A 17,766-nucleotide genomic window follows, 5' to 3' on the forward strand; every position below is an offset into this window, starting at 1 on the left:
GGTCGCGGGTCACTGCTCGCGGCCTCCCAGGCAGGTGCCCGTCCCGTCGCCGCCCCAGCCCGTCCGGGTACGCCACAGGACGTGGACGCCGAAGACCTCGCGGACCGTGTCGGCCGACCAGTCCTCCGCGGGCGGTTCGCACAGCACCAGGCAGAGACGGACGGCCGGCTCCGGCAGGGTGTGGTTGATCTCGAGGAGCCGGATCGCTCCCGAGCGGAGGTCAGCGTAGGCGGACCGGCCGGCGCCCAGGACCTCGTAGACGAACAGGCCGTCGTCCATGGCGCAACTGACGTCCACCGTCGGCGAGTCGGCAGGTTCCAGGTCGGCCCACAGCAGCTCGGACTTCAGCGCGTGGCGCACGGCCTCGTGCTTCTTGCACGTACGGTCGGCGGCCGCCGAGGCCTCCAGCGCGCGCAGGAACCCCTCCTTCGTGGTCACGGCCGGTACGGCGGGGGCTTCGTCGACAGTCGTCACGGGTTCGGCTTCCTTCTCGTCGGGCTGCTGGTGCGTGGTCGTCGCGGGGGCGGTCTCGTCGTCCGGGTCCGCCGTCTCGGCGGCGAGGCGGGCGCGGAGGGTCTCCCGCGCCTCGGCCAGGGCTCCGGCCCAGCCGGAGGCCGCCAGCTCCTCGCGCAGGCGCTCCGGGTCCAGCGTGTCGTCCTTGAGGGCGCGGTTGGCGCCGGCCGCGAGGTCGCGCAGCACACCCAGCCGGTGCCGGTCCGGGGAGCCGAGCACCCGTCGTACGTCCACCCAGTCCGCCTGGTCGCGACGGAGGACGCGATTGGCCATGCCCTGCAGCTCGGACAGACGGCTCCGGGCGTCCCGGGGGACGTCCGCGCCGTCGGCCGGCAGCTCGTCGAGGACGCCGAGCGCCGCCACGTAACGCTCCGCCATCCTCGGGGAAATGGGCCGGCGGCCTCGCTGGTCGGCGGTGAGGACGCTGTGGCCGGTCTCGTTGGCGAACACCCAGCAGTCCAGCTCCTGGCCCGGGCGCGGGGGCGCGGAGCCGTGCCGGACGGTCAGGACCAGCGGGCGGTCCGTCTCGGGTGACAGCGCCTTGACCTTGTAACGGCCGCCGGGCCCGGGGCCGAGGACCCGGACGCGGATGTCCGTCCCGATGTCGGGGATGTCGCCGTGCGTCCGGCCGGTTGCGGTTCCGGCACCGGGGGGTTCGGCCGGGCCGTCGGTGTTCGTCAGGATCTCCGGCAGCGGCGAGGTGTGCAGCACGGTCAGGCTCTGCGTACTGCGGGTCAGCGCGATGTAGAGCTGTCGCAGTCCGGCCGGGCCCCCGCCGGCGATGGTGGCCGGCTCGACGACCAGCACGTGGTCGTACTCCATGCCCTTGGCCTGCGCGGCCACCAGGACGGAGACCGCCTCACGGCGCGGGCCCGCGATGCCGGGGATCCGGTCGAGCAGGCCGTTGATCTCGTCGAGCCGGTCCCAGTCGTCGGGAACGATGACGGCCACGGACCGCAGGGTGCGCCCGTCGCTGGTGCCCACGAGGCGTGTCACCTGGGCGACGGTGTCCGTCAGGAGCTCTCCCGGCTCGACCGCCAGGGTGCGTACGGCGTCCTCGCCGGCCTCGCGCACGGCCTGCGGGTAGGGCAGACCGGGGGCCAACGCGCGGGCGAGGGGCGCGACGAACTCCATGATCTCCGCCGGCACGCGGTAACTGGTGTTCAACTCGGCGACGCGCCAGTCCCCGTGGTCGGACAGGAGGGCGCCCAGCCGGTCCCAGTCGGCGGGGGTGTGCGGCCCGGTGGCCTGGGCGAGGTCGCCGAGGACCGTCATGGAACCGCCGACGGCGCACCGGCGGCGCAGCGCGCGGGCCTGCATGGGCGTGAGGTCCTGCGCCTCGTCGACGACGATGTGCCCGTAACGCCGGGGGATCTCCCCGTCGATCAGGAACCGGAGCTCTTCGAGACAGACATGGTCGTCGAGCGTCCACGGATCGGCGTCGGCGGTGGCCGCCCTCGGGCGGTGCAGGACGGCTTGCTCGTCGCCGTCGAGGACGCCGTCGGCGCAGGCGCGCAGGAGGTCGGGCGAGTCGTAGAGGCTGCGCAGCGCCTCCCGGGCGCCCGGCGACGGCCAGACGCGTTCGACCAGCCGCTCGACCCGGCGGTTGCGTTCCAGGTCACGGCGGATCGTGCCGCCCTGGCCGCGGCGCGGGGCGATGGTGGCGAGCTCCTGGAGAAGCCGGTCGACGAACAGGCTGCGGAAGCGTTCCCGGCGCTCACGGTAGGCGCCGTCGCCGCCGCGGGCCTCTTCGAGGAGGGCGAGGACATCGGTGCGCGGGACGCGCAGAGTCGTACTGCCCGCGGTGACGACGACGGCCGGCTCGTCACCCTCGTAGGAGGGCGGGACGGTCAGGTCGTCCAGGGCCTCGGGGCGGCAGGCGTTCTCGACGCGGCGCCGCAGGACGGCCGCCATCCGCTCGTCCGACTTGACCAGCCGCGCCCGCTCGGTGTCGGTGCCGAGGATCTCGCCGTCCCAGAGGCGGCTCAGCTGGACCGCGTTGACGTCTCGCGTGCCGAGGGTGGGCAGCACCCGGCCGACGTAGTCGAGGAAGCGCTGGTGGGGGCCGATGACGAGGATGTCCTGGGCCTTGAAGTGCTCATTGCTGACGAGCCAGGTCACCCGGTGCAGACCGACGGCGGACTTACCGGTGCCCGGACCGCCCTGCACGACGAGGATGTCGGACGGGGAACCGGTGACCAGGTCCATCTGGTCGCGACGGATGGTCTCGACGATGTCCCGCATCCGGCCGCTGCGTGAGCGCTGCAGCTCCCGCAGCAGGAAGTCGTCCGGCTGGAGCGGCTTACGGCGCTGCTGCCGGGCGACGTCCCGGGGCGTGCGGGCCTTCTCCGGGGGCGCGGTCGCGGTCTGTGCCTCGTCCGCGGTCGCGTGGCCCGGCGTCGCGTCGTCCGCGGCCGGGCGGGGCGCGGGTACGGAGGCGGGGGCGGCGGCGCGAGCGATCTCGTCGAAGTAGCCCTCGACGATCCGCTGCACGCACCGCAGTTGCCGTCGCAGGACCACTTCCCCCGGCGCCTCGGGCCGCGCCTGTGACCACTTCTTCGCGAGGGGGCTGGTCCAGGGCAGGACCACCAGCTCCTTGTCCGAGTCGTGCACCACCCGCCGGCCGATGTACCAGGGGCGGGGCCGCCCTCCCGGGTCCTCCGGCGCGTCGACCCGCGCGAAGACCAGCGCCTCGTCCCCCAGCCCGCCGTACGCCGCGGCCCGCGCCTCCGCGTCCTGCCGGTTGGCGATGCCGTCCTTGCCGGTCGCCGACGCGGTGGCGGTCGACGTCCCGCTCATCTCGGCCAGCCGAGCGGTATAGCAGTCGTACGCGTGGTCCACCGCCTTCTGCTCGGCGGCGAGGACCTCGTCGTGCGCGGTGGTGTTGCCCATGTACCCCTCCCTGCGGCGCCCGTGCGGCCGCCGCTACGGGCAGCCGCCCGTACCCCGCTGAAACAACTACCAGAGAGCGCCTGGTGACGTACAGTCAGAGGCGAAGCTCCGGGACCGACTCGCCGACTTCCGCTCGCCAGGCATGGGCCTGGTCACTGGTGGGGCCGATCTCGTACTGGTGGTAATGGCACCCCAGGCACAGGTGTGACCAGACGGCTTCGGCGCGGCGGGCCGGCCGTCCTTTCCGCCGTGTAGCAGCGCAAACACAGCAGCTGCAGCTTGGCCGGGCCGGTAGTCCTCCATCGCCTGCTGCCGGCCAGCCTGTTCGCCCGCTGTCGATGGGTGTCCGCGCGACGACGGCGAGCCGGCCTGATGGTCGACTCGCCGCCAGGTGTGGCGACGCCCCTACGTCGTGGCGGGGAGTGCCCAGGAGGGACCCTCCGGGCCGTAGCTCACGGCTTGCCCGGCCGGGCTGACCGTCAGGAGGAAATCAGAGCGCTCGGGTTCGCCGGTGATCGTCTTGGCCACCTCCTCGACGGTGTCCCAGAGCCGCTGGGGTCCGGTCTGCTGGACGGTGCCTGTGGTGCGGGCGACGGCGGTCGAGCCGTCCGGGGTCCACAGGCCGATGGCCTCGAGGTTGCCTGCTTCGTCCTTCCAGGAGCAGGAGGTGAAGCCGGGCAGGGCGATCGACAGCGGGAAGTTGAGCCGGCCGAGGACGTCCTCGGCCGGCACGGTGCTGTCGGTCGGTGTCTGCTCGCGGGCGGCGTCGAGCTGCGGAGGCCTGCCCGGGACGCGGCGGGGCATGAAGTGCGCCGGCGTTCGGAGGAATCGGCCGGTGGCGTGGCCGCGGCCGGTGACCGTGGCTCGGACGATGCCGTATCCGAGCGGGGCGACGATGACCGCGCCGTCGGTCGCCTGGTCGAGCAGCGGCGGCGGGATCATGTGCACGCCGGCGGTAGCGATGATCCGGTCGTACGGGGCGTTGAGCGGGTGGCCGCGGGCTCCGTCTCCGGCGGTGACAGTCGGCTGGTACCCGGCCTGCTGCAGGCGCCGGATGGCGGCTTCGACGAGGTGTGGGTCGACGTCGACGCTGGTCACGTTGTTGTCGCCGAGCCGGTGGGAGAGCAGGGCTGCGTTGTATCCGGTGCCGGTGCCCAGTTCGTAGACGCGTTGCCCGTCGTCGACGTCGAGAGCTTCGAGCATGGTGAGCATCAGGGAGGGCTGACTGGAGGAGCTGATGGGCACGCCGTGCTCGTCGAGCTGTGTCGTCAGCGCCTCGTCGCAGTACACGGCTTGCAGGTACCCGTCCTCGTCCCATGCGACCGGCTGCCACTCGCCGTGGGCGTCCTGGCGGTAGAAACGGGGCACGAAGACATGCCGGGGTACGGAGACGAATGCGTCGCTCCACTGGCTGGGCTGCTCGCTCAGTGCGGCGGCGAACTTCTGTCGTGCGGCGGCCGATGCGCCCGTGTCCGGCCAGTTCATAGTTGCGCTCCTGCGAGGTAGTCGGCGTGCGCTGCGGCGATCGGCAGGCCGGTACGGTTCTCGACCCATCCCCAGGTCCCGGCCGGATTGTTCTCGAAGAACACCCACTCTCCTTCGGGGGTGACGGCGAAGTCGAAGGCGCCGAACACGATGCCGTAGTGGGCGAGGAAGCGGCGTACCCCGGTGGCGACGTGGTCGGGTACGTCGACGGTGTCGTACTCGATGTGCTCGTAGTCGGTGCGCCAGTCGGTGCCGGCCGCTTCGCTGGTGGTGGTCAGTTTGCCGCCGAAGACCTGGCCGCCGACGGCGATGAGGCGGACCTCGTAGACTTTGGGGATGTTCTCCTGGAAGTAGTGCGCGGTGATGTTGACGCTGTCGTCGAAGTCGGCGGCGTCGACCCGGTGGGTGGCCACCATGAGCTGTCGGTCCTCGCCGACGTCCAGGCGACCGCCGACGATCGGTTTGCAGATCAGTGGGCCGCCCACTTCCTTGGCGAAGGCGCGTGCGGCGTCGGGGCTGTTGGTGATGAGGCTGTACGGCACGCGCAGTCCGCAGCGGGTGGCGGCGACGAGCTGCTGCGGCTTGTGGGACGCGATGCGATCGGCGTGCGGGTTGTTGATCCACGGCACGCCGGGGAGCGCGGCGAGGACGTTGAGCATCGCCGCGTCGGCCTGGTTCTGGGCCCACAGGTGGTAGGGCTGGGGGACGGTGCCGGCGATGAGCGGGCGTGCGGGCCGCCGCCAGTAGACGGCCCGCACCCTCTCGAGCCGCACCGTCCGGCGCCCGTCGTCGATGGCCCCGCTCCAGCCCGGTTCGGTCGGCAGGTGCCTGCCGGTCAGGGTGAGCCGCTGGGGGAACTCGGCGACGTCGAACCGCATGACGGGGACGCCGCGCAGGTTCAGCTGATCGACGACCATGTCGGCCGCCGCGTCGAGCTGTTCGGCGACGACGAGCACGGGGCGGGCGGCGATGCTCATGAGGCCGAGGCGTAGTACGGGTCGGAGACGTCGTCGCCCTTGCCGTCCATGTTGGTGTCCGTGGTGGACGCTGCCTGCGGCATGGTGTGCCACGGCGTGCCGTCGGCGGTCACGTTGATCTGGCGGTCCTCGTCCCAGGACACGCCGTCGATCGACGTCGTGACCAGACAGGGCGGTGCGGCCGAGCGTGTGGCGAACGGAATCGTGGTGGTCATGTCATTCTCCTTGGTGGTGAGAGAAATTGCTTTGACGGTGGTGCAACCCGGCTCGGGCACGGTGCGACGTCCTGCCGGGATCGCGCGCCGTTCTGGATGCCGGAGCCGGGGGTTCAGCGGCCGTCGACCAAGTCGCGTAGGTCGACGACGGTGTGTTCGCGGATCTCCCGTACGAGCTGGGAGGCGAGGAACCAGGGCAGCATCGGTGAGGTGTAGGGGAGCGGCTGGTCGTCGCCCGGGAGTGCCTGGAGGCCGCTCGCACTCCACTGGTAGGGGGTGCCGATGACGCCGAACAGGGGCGCGCGGTGCACGAGCAGGGCTGTGTGGTTCTTGCGCAGGTTCGGACACTGCTCGACCGCTGCGGCGGCGTGCTCGAGACAGAGCGGCGGGTGCGCGGTCAGGAACCGCTTGCCCGGTTCGAGTCGGGGGTCGGTGTCGAGGAACAGGTGGGCGCCGCGGACTCGGGTTGGGCGGACGCACACCTGGCACAGAAGCTTCATCATCGTCTCGCGCTGCCGTGCGGGGTGAACCATGCGTCACCGAAGGGACCGGGGTCGGCGTGATCGAACGTGTTCTGAGCGAGGATCGCCGCCACTGTGGTGGCCGCTTCGACGTTGCCCGCCCACCGCAGCATGGTCAGGCGCGTACGGGCGTGGATACGGATCAGACCGGTCACGTCGGCCCGGAGGTGGAAGTGCCGTGACCAATCACGGTCGATGACAGTTTCGAATATGGGTGCGACAGCTGAACATGTCGACGTCACAGCGGGAGCGAATCCTGCCTCAGGTGTAGCGGTTCTCGGATGCACAACTCACCCCTGATGTCGGAACGTCGGAAGCACCGGGCCCCAGAGGGCCGTCGCTCATACAACTCCCGTCGCTTCGGACAAGGCAGGAAAAAGGACCGCTGACGTAGTCGCAAGCAACCGGAAATTCCGGCTCGGCGGCTCTCTCGACGGGATGACCGGAGCAAGACACGACGGCTACCGTGAGTGCGTGACCCAGAATCTCCGGCTCCGGGCTGCCATGACTCAGGCGGGTTACACACAGGCCGAGTTAGTGGAGGCATTGAACACGTCGCTGGCAGCCGCCGGCCACCGCGGGACGATCAGCGACCGCACCGTGCGCTACTGGCTGGCCGGAAAATCCGAGTGGCCTCAGAAGCGACAGCGAGACGCGTTGGAGGCAGTATTCGGGAGTCCAGCCGTCGCACTCGGTTTCATCCCCCCGGAGGACCCCTTGCTCCGCCGTACTTTCCTCGCTTCCACCACGGTGGCCGGGGCCACGCTTCCCTTCACGACCGGCATAACCGGCCGGGTCGGGACCGTGGAGGTTGCCGGGCTTCGCGCCAGTCTGGAGAGCCTGACCAGCTTGGACGACAAGCGCGGCGGACATGCCGAGCTCGAGGGGGCGGCCCTCGCCGGAGCTGCCAACTGCCTGAGCAACCAGGAGCGGGCGAGCTCCCAGCGGATCCGGCAGCGCCTGCTGAGCCTCGCATCCGACTTCACCGCGACTGCGGCATGGTCGAGCATCGACGCGCGCCGGCTCGACCGTGCGGACACCCAACTCAAGGAAGCGCTGTACCTGGCGAGGATGGCGGACGACAGCGCCACGGAGATGCGCGTGTGGAACTCACTGGCCATGCTCGCCCACCAGCGCAAGGAGTACGGCCAGGCCGTCGATGCGGGGTACGCCGCACAGGCCACAGGAATTACTCGCCGAGACCGGCTGTTCGCCTCCCTCGCCCACGCCCGGACAGCCGTCGGACATGCCAACCGCGGTGATCGGCAGGCCGCGTTGCGCTCCGTCGGATTCGCCGAGGACCTGATGGGCAAGGTGGACCCGGAGACGCCACGACCGCCGTGGATCGCGTTCTACGGTCCCGCTGAGCTGTATGCCCTGTCTGCGATCGTGCGGCACAGGCTCGGGGACGCAGCAGAGGCGGAAGCCGCTTCGCACCGCGCCCTGGCCGTCCTGCCGGACCGGTTCCGCCGCAACAGGGCCCTGGCCACCGCGCGACTCGCGCCCGCGCAGTTGCACCAGGACGACTCGGAGCAAGCGTGCGAGACAGCAGCCAAGGTGTTCGACATGATGGTCGGCGCTCCACTGCCTGGCCGGATGAGGTCGCTGATCGGTGATTTCTACCGCGACCTTCTCACTCTCGCGCCGGATACTGCGGTGGCGCGAGAGTGGGGTGACCAATACCGCGACCAGTGGAGCCGCTGATGACCCTGGACCTGCGCCATTACTCCCACGCGGACTTGGGCGAGATCCGACAGACGCTCATCGATGTCCATGCCGACGCCTACGCAGACCAGATGGACGATCCGTTCCACCAGCGATTCCCATGGTTTGTGGACCACTGGGGCGGCAACAGCGGCTTTGCCTGCGTCATCGCCTGGGACGGCAGTGAACCAGCTGGCTTCGCCTACGGTGCTCCCTCCGTCCCCCGGCGGGAGTGGTGGCGCGACTACGTTGAGCAAGAGCCTGCGGACCCGTCCACGTTCTCCGTCTCGGAACTGATGGTGCGGCCGAAGTGGCGCAAGAGCGGGGTTGCCGACCAACTGCATACGGCGCTGCTCAGCAGCCGGGACGAAGCGCTGTCGGTTCTTCTGGTGGACACGACCCACCCTCGCGTGCAGGCGCTATACGAATCCTGGCGATACCGGCAGGTCGGTGAGCGGCAGCCGTTTCCCGACTCCCCGGTCTACGCGGTGATGCTCCGCCGCATCGCGACCGACAGCGAACTGCCTCCGCTCTTCGCCGCCCCTGAGTAGGCGGACAGCCCTATGGCACGTTCGGCCTCGCCCTCCCACGACCTCGGGCGGGAGGGCAACACCACCGGGGACCCTGATGGCCTGGTTCCCCTTGGGCTTCCTCACCCGCGACCAGAGCGGCCTCGGTGTCAGCGGCGAGGCCGGCCATCGTGCGGGCCCAGGCACGCCGCTCATGAAGCAGCGCGCGGAAGCTGGCTGGGGCTGAGCTCAAGCCGGACTGGATCGCCCGCGAGGCGGTCCGCGCCCGTCTCCGCAGCGCCATCAAGCGTCTCCTGGCCCGCCGTAACTACCCGCCGGACCAGGCCCCGCAGGCCATCAACCTGGTGCTCAAGCAGATGCAGCACTTCATCAACGAGTGGGCCACGGGCGGCGCGCCGGACAGCTGAGGGGTATCCGGAAGCCCAGCCAGCTCCTGGCGGAGACCTTCTCCGCCGAGCCCCTCGGCATCTGTGGAGGTGCAACAATGCGTGATGACACAGGGCTGACGCCTCGCGGCCTCGAGGCCCGGGGGTTCAGCGGCTTCATACCGTTCGAGAAGCTGCCTGGTTCTCATGTGCCCCAGGAGGGCGGCGTCTACGTGGTGCTGCGGCCGTCTGTCGGCCCACCCCGCTTCCTGACGACCAGCCCTGCTGGATGGCGCAGGCAGCGCGACCCGTCCGTCCCGCGCGAGCGGCTGGCTCTTGAGTGGGTCGACGGAGCTCACGTCGTCTATATCGGCAAGGCCGTCACCGGGGCCAGGGCCAGGCATGGGCTGAGGGGCAGGTTGCTGCAGTACGCCAGGTCCGGCACCGGCTCGTCGGGGCACTGGGGAGGCCGCTTCGTCTGGCAGCTCGAGGACTCCTCATCGCTGCTGGTCGCCTGGCGCCCCACGCCCGGCTTGGATCCGGCGCACGTCGAGGCCGAGCTGATCGACGAGTTCGTCCTCGTCCACGGCAAGCCACCCTTCGCGAATCTACGCCGGGGCAGCCGCAGCCGACCTACTCCCCGCAGCATGGAGAATGGCCTTACGCCGCGGCGTCAGACAGAGGCGGCCTCTGCGGGAGAAGAGTGAACGACCCCGCTCGCCGGTCCGACGGCGGCGGGGGAAAAAGGGAGCCATGATGGATCAGCAGCACTTCTCGGAGATCGCCTCGTTCCTCGAGGACCGGCTGCGGCCGCTCTTCGACCCGGAGACCGGCAGTGATCACGGCTTCGGGATGGACGACACTTCGCGTGCCCTGCGGGCGTTGCGCGGCGCCGTGTCGAGTGCGGCGGCCGTGAAGGGGATCTGCGAGCAGCGGGCCACGGCCGACGGGGAGTTGGGGCGCGTCATCGATCAGACGCTGGCGCACCACTGGGACCAGCTGGTGGGGCTCGCGCGGCACTGGGAGGACCACCCCGACTTCCGGCCCCTGTTCAAGCGCGGCTCGTGGGACTTCGAGCCGGAGTCGTCCGCGGCGGGTACGTCCGAGGGCTGACGACGGGCCCGCGACCGGGCGGCGCGGCGGTGAGGCCGCGTGTCACGGCCGGTCGCGGCGGGCGAGTGCCGTGCGGATGCCGGCGTAGGCGACCGCCCCGGTGGCCGCGGCGATCAGCAGATCGCGGACCTGCTGCGGTACATCAAGCACCGCCGGATCACCGGCACGGCGTGGCTGACGGCGGATGTGCACTACACCTCGGCGCAGCACTACGCGCCGGAGCGGGCCGCGTTCAAGGATTTCGCGCCGTTCTGGGAGTTTGTCCGGGCCGCTGGCGGCGGGCGGTTTCCCGGCGAACGCGCTCGATTCGACCTTCGGGCCCGACCGGGTGTTCGTCCGGGCGCCGAAGCGAGCGAACGTGTCGCCGATCCGGAGTCCCCGCAGTACTTCGGCGAAGTGGACATCGACGGCGGCAGCGGCGAGTTGACCGTCCGGCTGCGCGCGGAGGGCGGAACGGTTCTGTTCAGCCGGACGCTCCAGCCGGGGCGCGTCGGCCAGTGACGGAACGGTCCCGGCCGTAGGGGCGGCCGGGGCCGGTGTCGCGCGGAGCCCTCTGACAGCCTTGCTTCATGGAAGCGAACACTCCGCGCCAGAAACGGTCAATACCAGCCGATAGCGCTCTAAATCGGCGCTTAACCCATCAGTCACAAAGCGTTCGTGATCACGCAACACCAGTCGGTCACAGTGAAGCCATGACAGATGTGACTTCCGCGAAGAGCGCCCGCCGTCCGCACCACTGGCGGCGGGACCTCGTCGAACTGGCCGCCATGTTCACCGCCGTAGCCGTCGCCGACACCGTCGCGAAACTCATCGGGCACACGCCCGACGGGCCGTTCCTGCTCGTGGCCTCCGCCGTGACGCTCGCCGCGACGGCCGCGTTCCACACATGGTGGGCACGGCGCCACAGCAACGCACCGCCGGCCGAGGCGACGGGGGACACCGGGACGACGACGGACGGTGCCGCCGAACCCGGCAAGCCCCGCGAGACCACGCTGTGGCGGATGCGCACCACCGTCCAGGACACCCCCGGCAGCCTCGCCGCGCTGTGCGGCGCGCTGGCCGGGCTCGACGTCGACATCCTCACGCTGCAGACCCACCCGCTGGCCGACGGCACGGTGGACGAGTTCCTGCTGCGCGCGCCCGCCTCGCTCCAGGCGCAGGAGCTGGCGCGCACGGTCGCCGCGGCCGGGGGCAGCGGCACGTGGACCGAGCGGGCCGACGCGCACGACCTCGTGGACACCCCCACGCGGGTGCTGGGCCTGGCCACCCGTACCGCGCTCGACGCGGCGGAACTGCCGCTGGCGCTACGGCAGTTGCTCGGCCGGTGCACCATCCGCTCCCGCCCGGCCGTCTCGCCGACGGGCCGCCCCACCGGCGAGACGCCGCCGGTCGAGGGCGTCCTGGAGGAGACCGTGATGCGGCTGCGCGACCCGAACGGCGGCGCGATCACCGTCGAGCGCGCCTATCTGCCGTTCACCCCCACCGAGTTCGCCCGGGCGCGGGCCCTCGTCGAGCTGGACGCCCGCCTCGGGCCCCGCGTCCCGTGCAGTCAGGACGTCCTCACCCTCCCCGAGGGCAACGAGATCACCGTGCGCCGCGCGGACCAGGGTGATGTCGACGCGGCGCTCGCCATGCACGAACGGTGCTCCGGCCGGACGCTCTCCCTGCGCTACCACGGCCCCGTCCAGGACGCGGACCGCTATCTGAACCACCTGCTGAGCCCGCGCTTCGGCCGCACGCTCGCGGTGGAGACGGCCTCGGGGCGACTGGTCGCCCTGGGCCATCTGCTGTGGGACGGGGACGAGACCGAGGTCGCGCTGCTGGTCGAGGACGCCTGGCAGCGCCGGGGCATCGGCTCGATGATGCTCGAACGCCTGGTGGGGATGGCGGCCGAGGCCGGCTGCGAGCACGTCTACGCCGTCACCCAGGCGTCGAACACCGCGATGGTCGCCGCCATGCGCGGCCTCGGTCTGCCGCTGGACTACCAGATCGAGGAAGGCACCCTGGTGATCACAGCCCGACTGGACGCGGCTGCCGTCCCTCCGCGTTCCCTTCACGAGCGTGCTGAGCAGGCAGGACGGACCGGTCAGGTGCCGCGGACCGGTCGGACCGAGCGCTGAGCGCCTCCGTCAGGTCCCGCCACAGGTCCTCGACGTCCTCCAGCCCGACCGACATCCGCAGCAGACGGTCGCTGACCCCGGCGGAGCGCCGGTCGTCCGCGTCCACGATGCGGTGGCTGATGGACGCCGGGTGCTGGATCAGGGAGTCGACGCTGCCGAGGCTGACCGCCGGCGTGATGAGCCGTACGCCGGCGATCACGTCATGCGGGTTCCCGTACACCTCGAAGGAGATCATCGCGCCGCCGATGCTCGGGTAGTGGACCCGGGACACGCGGGGGTCGGTGGCCAGCCTGCGGGCGAGGTCGGCGGCCGTGGTGGAGGCGGCCCTGACCCGTACCGGCAGCGTGGACAGCCCGCGCAGCAGCAGATACCCGGCCATCGGGTGGAGCACGCCGCCGGTGGCGAAGCGCACCTGGCGCAGCTTGCGGGCGAACTCCTCGTCGCAGGCGACCACGCCGCCCATGACGTCGCCGTGGCCGCCGAGGTACTTGGTCGCGCTGTGCAGGATCAGCCGCGCGCCCTCCTCGGCGGGGCGCTGGAGCACCGGGGTGGCGAAGGTGTTGTCGACGAGCAGCGGCACCGAGCCGCAGGCGTGCCGTACGGCCCTCAGGTCGACCTCGGCGAGCGTCGGGTTGGCCGGGGTCTCCACCATGACCAGACCCGTGTCGGGCCGCAGGGCGTCCGCGATGCCGGCCGGGTCGGTCCAGGTGACCTCGGTGCCGAGCAGTCCGGCGTTCAGCAGATGGTCGCTGCAGCCGTACAACGGCCGGACGGCGACGACGTGGCGCAGGCCCATGCTGGCGCGCACCAGCAGCACGGCGGTCAGGGCCGCCATGCCGCTGGCGAAGGCGACGGCGCTCTCGGTGCCCTCGAGCTTGGCGAGCGCCGTCTCGAAGCGGGCGGTGGTCGGGTTGTCCAGCCGTGCGTAGACGGGCGGCCCGTCCGGCCGCGCTCCGGTGGTGGCGAACGCGTCGATCCGCGCCGCCTCACCAGCGGCGTCGTGCGACGGGTAGGTGGTCGACAGATCGAGCGGCGGGGCGTGCACGCCGAGCTCGACGAGGTCCTCGCGTCCGGCGTGCACGGCATCGGTGGCCAGGGCCCGGGTCGCGGGCGTGGCCGAAGCTGCGTTCTCCATGGCCGCACTGTGAACAGTTACCGGGAAGTAGCGGTACGCCTCCGTGCTACGTTCGGCAAATGGCTGATTCCGTCGCACTGGACCCGATAGATCTCCAGATTCTCCGCCTGCTCCAGAACGACGCCCGGACCACCTACCGCGACCTCGCGGCGGAGGTCGGCGTGGCCCCGTCCACCTGCCTGGACCGGGTCACGAGGCTGCGCCGCTCCGGCGTCATCCTCGGCCACCGGCTCGCCCTCGACCCCGCACGGCTGGGCCGTGGGCTGCAGGCGCTGCTGTCGGTGCAGGTGCGGCCGCACCGGCGGGAACTGATCGGACCGTTCGTCGAACGCATCCGCGCGCTGCCGGAGTCGCTGGCGCTGTTCCATCTCACCGGCCCGGACGACTATCTGGTCCATGTCGCCGTCACGGACATGGCGGATCTGCAGCGGCTGGTGATCGACGAGTTCACGTCACAGCGCGAAGTGGCCCGTGTGGAGACCCGATTGATCTTCCAGCAGTGGGAGTGCGGACCGCTGCTGCCACCGGCGGCCGCCGACAGTTGAGGAACCGGCCAACGCCGCCCGGTCGACAGGCGACCGGGGTCCAATGGTGGTGACGCGGGACGCCCGTTCGTACGAGGATGGGGCGCATGTCAGAGACTTCCAGCACCGCGCTGCCCCGCCAGGTCGCCGACACCTACGTCGACGCACTCATCGAGCTCGATCCGGTCCTCGGTACCTACCTGGGAATCAAGGAGAGTTCCGGGCTCCTTCCCGACTACTCGCCCGCCGGACAGAACGCGGTCGCCCGCCTCGCCCGTGCGACGCTGGCCAGGCTCGACGACGCGGAGAAGCTGCCGGGCGCCGACAGCGACGCCGAGCGCCGCTGCGGGCGGCTGCTGCGGGAGCGGCTCACCGCCGAACTCGCCGTCCACGACGCCGAGGAGAACCTGCGCGCGGTCAGCAACATCCACTCCCCCGCCCACACGGTGCGCGAGGTCTTCACCGTCACTCCGGCGGAGACCGAGGAGGACTGGGCGGCGATCGCCGAACGGCTGCGCGCCGTCCCGCGGGCGCTGAAGGGCTACCAGGAGTCGCTGGCCCTCGGGCTCGAGAAGAAGCTCCTCGGCGGCCCCCGCCCCACCGCCACCTTCGTCGAGCAGCTGACGGAGTGGAGCGGCGGCGGCGCCGGGCGCGGCTTCTTCGACGACTTCGCGGCCGACGGGCCCGCGTCGCTGCGATCCGAACTGGACGTCGCGGCCGCAGAGGCGACCCGGTCCGTGGCCGAGCTGCGCGACTGGATGCGGGACGTGTACGCGCCCGCCGTCGCGGACGCGCCGGACACCGTGGGCCGCGAGCGCTACGCCCGCTGGTCCCGCTACTTCAACGGCACCGACCTCGACCTGGACGAGGCGTACGCGTACGGCTGGTCCGAGTACCACCGGCTGCTCGCCGAGATGAAGAAGGAAGCGGAGAAGATCCTTCCCGGTGCGGGCCCGTGGGAGGCGCTGGCCCACCTCGACGTGCACGGTGAGCACATCGAGGGCGTGGACGAGGTGCGGGTCTGGCTCCAGCGGCTGATGGACGAGGCGATCGACGCGCTCGACGGCACGCACTTCGAACTCGCCGAGCGGGTACGGAAGGTGGAGTCCCGCATCGCCCCGCCCGGCGGCGCCGCCGCGCCGTACTACACCGGTCCGTCGGAGGACTTCTCGCGGCCCGGCCGCACCTGGCTGCCGACCATGGGCGAGACGCGCTTCCCCGTGTACGACCTGGTGTCCACCTGGTACCACGAGGGCGTGCCCGGCCACCATCTGCAGATCGCGCAGTGGACCCACGTCGCCGACCAGCTCTCCCGCTACCAGGCGTCGGTCGGCCAGGTCAGCGCCAACGCGGAGGGCTGGGCGCTGTACGCGGAGCGCCTGATGGACGAACTGGGCTTCCTGCACGACGCGGAGCGGCGTCTCGGCTACCTGGACGCGCAGATGATGCGCGCCTGCCGCGTGATCGTCGACATCGGCATGCACCTGGAACTGTCGATCCCTCAGTCGTCGCCGTTCCACCCGGGCGAGCGGTGGACGCCGGCGCTGGCGCAGGAGTTCTTCGGCATGCACAGCGGCCGGCCGGCGGACTTCGTCGAGAGCGAACTGACCCGCTACCTGTCGATGCCGGCGCAGGCGATCGGCTACAAGCTCGGCGAACGGGCGTGGCTCCTGGGCCGCGAGAACGCGCGGCGGGCGCACGGGGACGCGTTCGACGCGAAGGCGTGGCACATGGCGGCGCTGTCGCAGGGGTCGCTGGGGCTGGACGACCTGGTGGAGGAACTGTCGCGCCTGTGACGCGCGGGTGGGTGGGGCGGGGCGGGTGACGCCTGCGGCGGGCTTGTCCCCTCCCCGCCCCTTCCCGCATCCGGGGCAAGCCCCGGACTCCGTACCGCCCGGTGGGCGGGCGGGCCGGGCTCCGCCCGAGCCCGGTACCGCGCTCCGCGCGGTGGCCTAGAACTCCCCTACGGCCTGGCAGCCGTGGGAGGTACCCCCCGGCCGGGCACATCCAGCCCCCGCCGGCGATTGAGGCGCGGGGCTCGGTGCGGAGCCCCGACGAGACGGGCAGGCTTCCGGCCGTGGGCGTTTGGGGGCTGGGGCGTGCTGCCGGGCAACTTCAGCCCCGCCGGCGTTTGAGGCGCGGGGCTCGGGGCAGCGCCCCGACAACACCGCCACGCCCAGAGCCCCCCGACGATTGAGGCGCGCGCTCCTGGGAGCAGCGCCCACGAACCGCGGCGCGGGCGTCAGCGGCGGAGGCCGCCCTCCGAGTCGATGACCTGGGAGGTGACCCACTCCGCCTCGTCCGTCGCGAGCCAGGCGATCAGGCGGGCCGGGTCGTCCGGCATGCCCCACCGGCCGGCCGGGAACATCGCCGCGATCTCGGCGTACGGCTCGCCGTCCAGGTAACCCGTGTCGACCGGGCCCGGGTTGACGCAGTTGACGGTCACGGCGAGGTCGGCGAGGGAGGTCGCCAGGGAACGGGTCGCGGAGGCCAGGGCGCCCTTGGCCAGGGCGTAGGCGATCTCGTCGGGCATCCCGCCCGCGAGGTCCTGGCCGGAGGTCATCATCAGGACCCGGCCGCCCGGCGTCCGCGCCGGCAGCGTGGCGCGCAGCCGGGCGTACGCCTGGACGAGCAGGATCACCGAGCGCGCGTCGACCGCCCAGTGCGCGTCGAGCATCGCGGCGTCGATCGCGTCGAGCGGCCCGTCGGAGCCGCTGAGGGCGTGGTTGGCGACGAGGATGTCGACGCGCCCGCCGAGCGCGTCGGCGGCCGTGGCGAGCAGCTCGGCCGGGGCGTCGGCGCCGGACAGGTCGGCGGGGCCGTGGCAGACGACGGCCTCGGGGTCGCCGAGGGCTTCGCGGACACCGGCGGCGACCGCTTCGGGCCCGCCGGGGTCGGCGCCCCACGGCTGGGCGGCGTCGTGCGGGACATGGTGGTGGAGGTAGACGCTCGCGCCGTACGCGGCGAGGCGCCGGGCGACCGCGTAGCCGATGCCGCCGGTGCGGCTGGCGCCGGTGACGAGGGCGGTGCGGCCGCGCAGCGGGAGGACGTCGCGTCGCAGCGACTCGGCGGGGGGTGAGGGAATCTTCGGCATGGCGGCCCATCATGATCGCCACGCCGGCCGCTGTCATCCGGTTTCCGCCCCGGCGCCCGTGCGAAGCGGCTCAGCAGCCGCAGGCCGCCGCGCCGGCCGGTGCCGTGAGCGGGTCGGCGGCGCGGGTGGTGCGGCCCTGGCTGGTGTCGTACGCGAAGCCCTCCCGGGCCCAGTACTCGAAGCCGCCGAGCATCTCCTTGACCTGGAAGCCCTGTTGGGCGAGGGCGAGGGCGGCGCGGGTCGCTCCGTTGCAGCCGGGGCCCCAGCAGTAGGTGACGACCGGTACGGACGGGTCGAGGAGCTGCCCGGCCTGTTCGGGGATGAGGGCGGTCGGCAGGTGTACGGCGCCCGGGATGTGGCCCTGGTCCCAGGACTCGGTGGAGCGGGAGTCGAGGACGACGAACCCGGGGTCGCCGCCGGCGGCGAGCGCGGCGGCGACGTCGGAGACGTCGGCGTGGAAGGCCAGGCTCGCGGCGAAGTGTGCGGCCGCGGCGGCCGGTGAGGCGGGCGGAACCCGCAGGACGGGGTTGGCGGCCCGCGCCCCGGCGATGTCACTCTGTGTCGTGGTCATGCCCAGA

Annotated in this window: 18 protein-coding genes; 9 read left to right on the top strand and 9 right to left on the bottom strand. The window is 71.8% G+C overall.

Annotation, left to right across the window (positions count from 1 at the left end; all coding sequences use genetic code 11):
* Positions 1–9: 9 nt before the first annotated feature.
* From ACFYOP_RS29660 to ACFYOP_RS29685, 6 genes are all read right to left on the bottom strand, one after another.
* A complete protein-coding gene (locus ACFYOP_RS29660; RefSeq protein ID WP_356896835.1) occupies positions 10–3,405 on the bottom strand; it encodes an ATP-dependent DNA helicase in 3,396 nt (1,131 codons plus the stop codon).
* A 405-nt stretch (positions 3,406–3,810) separates the two neighbouring features.
* The gene (locus ACFYOP_RS29665; RefSeq protein ID WP_356896837.1) at positions 3,811–4,890 is read right to left on the bottom strand and encodes a methyltransferase domain-containing protein; all 1,080 of its coding nucleotides are present in this window, start codon (positions 4,888–4,890) and stop codon (positions 3,811–3,813) included.
* On the bottom strand, positions 4,887–5,867 hold the full coding sequence (gene tgmB / locus ACFYOP_RS29670) for an ATP-grasp ribosomal peptide maturase (RefSeq protein ID WP_356896839.1): 981 nt from the start codon (positions 5,865–5,867) through the stop codon (positions 4,887–4,889). Before tgmB ends, ACFYOP_RS29665 begins: the two co-directional genes overlap by 4 nt.
* Positions 5,864–6,082: a putative ATP-grasp-modified RiPP gene (gene tgmA / locus ACFYOP_RS29675; RefSeq protein WP_356896841.1), complete on the bottom strand. Its 219-nt coding sequence runs from the start codon at positions 6,080–6,082 to the stop codon at positions 5,864–5,866. Before tgmA ends, tgmB begins: the two co-directional genes overlap by 4 nt.
* A gap of 113 nt (positions 6,083–6,195) precedes the next feature.
* Positions 6,196–6,585, bottom strand: a complete 390-nt coding sequence (locus tag ACFYOP_RS29680) for a hypothetical protein (protein WP_356896843.1) — start codon at positions 6,583–6,585, stop codon at positions 6,196–6,198.
* Entirely contained in the window at positions 6,582–6,758 is a 177-nt protein-coding gene (locus ACFYOP_RS29685; RefSeq protein ID WP_356896845.1) for a hypothetical protein, read from the bottom strand. Before ACFYOP_RS29685 ends, ACFYOP_RS29680 begins: the two co-directional genes overlap by 4 nt.
* 319 nt (positions 6,759–7,077) lie before the next feature.
* Between ACFYOP_RS29685 and ACFYOP_RS29690 the strand changes: the two genes are divergently transcribed.
* From ACFYOP_RS29690 to ACFYOP_RS29720, 7 genes are all read left to right on the top strand, one after another.
* Positions 7,078–8,307, top strand: coding sequence for an XRE family transcriptional regulator (locus ACFYOP_RS29690; protein WP_356896847.1), 1,230 nt, complete (start codon positions 7,078–7,080; stop codon positions 8,305–8,307).
* Complete coding sequence (locus ACFYOP_RS29695; RefSeq protein WP_356896849.1) at positions 8,307–8,858, top strand: GNAT family N-acetyltransferase; 552 nt, start codon at positions 8,307–8,309, stop codon at positions 8,856–8,858. The genes ACFYOP_RS29690 and ACFYOP_RS29695 overlap by 1 nt, the downstream gene beginning before the upstream one ends.
* A 191-nt stretch (positions 8,859–9,049) precedes the next feature.
* A complete protein-coding gene (locus ACFYOP_RS29700; RefSeq protein WP_356897046.1) occupies positions 9,050–9,244 on the top strand; it encodes a type I restriction enzyme endonuclease domain-containing protein in 195 nt (64 codons plus the stop codon).
* A gap of 77 nt (positions 9,245–9,321) precedes the next feature.
* Complete coding sequence (locus tag ACFYOP_RS29705; protein WP_356896851.1) at positions 9,322–9,909, top strand: hypothetical protein; 588 nt, start codon at positions 9,322–9,324, stop codon at positions 9,907–9,909.
* Between the two features lie 46 nt (positions 9,910–9,955).
* On the top strand, positions 9,956–10,315 hold the full coding sequence (locus tag ACFYOP_RS29710; RefSeq protein WP_356896853.1) for a hypothetical protein: 360 nt from the start codon (positions 9,956–9,958) through the stop codon (positions 10,313–10,315).
* Between the two features lie 39 nt (positions 10,316–10,354).
* Entirely contained in the window at positions 10,355–10,816 is a 462-nt protein-coding gene (locus ACFYOP_RS29715; protein ID WP_356896855.1) for an alkaline phosphatase D family protein, read from the top strand.
* Positions 10,817–11,007: 191 nt separating this feature from the next.
* Positions 11,008–12,435 (top strand): GNAT family N-acetyltransferase, encoded by a 1,428-nt coding sequence (locus ACFYOP_RS29720; RefSeq protein ID WP_356896857.1) that lies wholly within the window; start codon positions 11,008–11,010, stop codon positions 12,433–12,435.
* On the opposite strand, the gene ACFYOP_RS29725 is transcribed toward ACFYOP_RS29720, so the two are convergent.
* On the bottom strand, positions 12,326–13,570 hold the full coding sequence (locus ACFYOP_RS29725) for a PLP-dependent transferase (RefSeq protein ID WP_356896859.1): 1,245 nt from the start codon (positions 13,568–13,570) through the stop codon (positions 12,326–12,328). The genes ACFYOP_RS29720 and ACFYOP_RS29725 overlap by 110 nt on opposite strands.
* A 59-nt stretch (positions 13,571–13,629) precedes the next feature.
* Between ACFYOP_RS29725 and ACFYOP_RS29730 the strand changes: the two genes are divergently transcribed.
* Together ACFYOP_RS29730 and ACFYOP_RS29735 are read left to right on the top strand one after the other, a co-directional pair.
* Positions 13,630–14,115, top strand: coding sequence for an Lrp/AsnC family transcriptional regulator (locus ACFYOP_RS29730; protein WP_356896861.1), 486 nt, complete (start codon positions 13,630–13,632; stop codon positions 14,113–14,115).
* Between the two features lie 86 nt (positions 14,116–14,201).
* Positions 14,202–15,890: a DUF885 domain-containing protein gene (locus tag ACFYOP_RS29735; protein ID WP_356896863.1), complete on the top strand. Its 1,689-nt coding sequence runs from the start codon at positions 14,202–14,204 to the stop codon at positions 15,888–15,890.
* A 446-nt stretch (positions 15,891–16,336) separates the two neighbouring features.
* Here ACFYOP_RS29735 and ACFYOP_RS29740 read toward each other — a convergent pair whose 3' ends face one another.
* Together ACFYOP_RS29740 and ACFYOP_RS29745 are read right to left on the bottom strand one after the other, a co-directional pair.
* Positions 16,337–17,188, bottom strand: coding sequence for an SDR family oxidoreductase (locus ACFYOP_RS29740; RefSeq protein WP_356896865.1), 852 nt, complete (start codon positions 17,186–17,188; stop codon positions 16,337–16,339).
* Positions 17,189–17,258: 70 nt separating this feature from the next.
* The gene (locus tag ACFYOP_RS29745; RefSeq protein WP_356896867.1) at positions 17,259–17,759 is read right to left on the bottom strand and encodes a rhodanese-like domain-containing protein; all 501 of its coding nucleotides are present in this window, start codon (positions 17,757–17,759) and stop codon (positions 17,259–17,261) included.
* Positions 17,760–17,766 lie beyond the last annotated feature (7 nt).

This window comes from Streptomyces sp. NPDC006294 (assembly GCF_042870895.1).
Classification (GTDB): domain Bacteria; phylum Actinomycetota; class Actinomycetes; order Streptomycetales; family Streptomycetaceae; genus Streptomyces.

Coding starts and splice junctions, on each gene's coding strand:
- ACFYOP_RS29660 (WP_356896835.1), bottom strand. CDS start 3,405: ATGGGCAACACCACCGCGCACGACGAGGTCCTCGCCGCCGAGCAGAAG.
- ACFYOP_RS29665 (WP_356896837.1), bottom strand. CDS start 4,890: ATGAACTGGCCGGACACGGGCGCATCGGCCGCCGCACGACAGAAGTTC.
- tgmB (WP_356896839.1), bottom strand. CDS start 5,867: ATGAGCATCGCCGCCCGCCCCGTGCTCGTCGTCGCCGAACAGCTCGAC.
- tgmA (WP_356896841.1), bottom strand. CDS start 6,082: ATGACCACCACGATTCCGTTCGCCACACGCTCGGCCGCACCGCCCTGT.
- ACFYOP_RS29680 (WP_356896843.1), bottom strand. CDS start 6,585: ATGATGAAGCTTCTGTGCCAGGTGTGCGTCCGCCCAACCCGAGTCCGC.
- ACFYOP_RS29695 (WP_356896849.1), top strand. CDS start 8,307: ATGACCCTGGACCTGCGCCATTACTCCCACGCGGACTTGGGCGAGATC.
- ACFYOP_RS29705 (WP_356896851.1), top strand. CDS start 9,322: ATGCGTGATGACACAGGGCTGACGCCTCGCGGCCTCGAGGCCCGGGGG.
- ACFYOP_RS29710 (WP_356896853.1), top strand. CDS start 9,956: ATGATGGATCAGCAGCACTTCTCGGAGATCGCCTCGTTCCTCGAGGAC.
- ACFYOP_RS29720 (WP_356896857.1), top strand. CDS start 11,008: ATGACAGATGTGACTTCCGCGAAGAGCGCCCGCCGTCCGCACCACTGG.
- ACFYOP_RS29725 (WP_356896859.1), bottom strand. CDS start 13,570: ATGGAGAACGCAGCTTCGGCCACGCCCGCGACCCGGGCCCTGGCCACC.
- ACFYOP_RS29730 (WP_356896861.1), top strand. CDS start 13,630: ATGGCTGATTCCGTCGCACTGGACCCGATAGATCTCCAGATTCTCCGC.
- ACFYOP_RS29735 (WP_356896863.1), top strand. CDS start 14,202: ATGTCAGAGACTTCCAGCACCGCGCTGCCCCGCCAGGTCGCCGACACC.
- ACFYOP_RS29740 (WP_356896865.1), bottom strand. CDS start 17,188: ATGCCGAAGATTCCCTCACCCCCCGCCGAGTCGCTGCGACGCGACGTC.
- ACFYOP_RS29745 (WP_356896867.1), bottom strand. CDS start 17,759: ATGACCACGACACAGAGTGACATCGCCGGGGCGCGGGCCGCCAACCCC.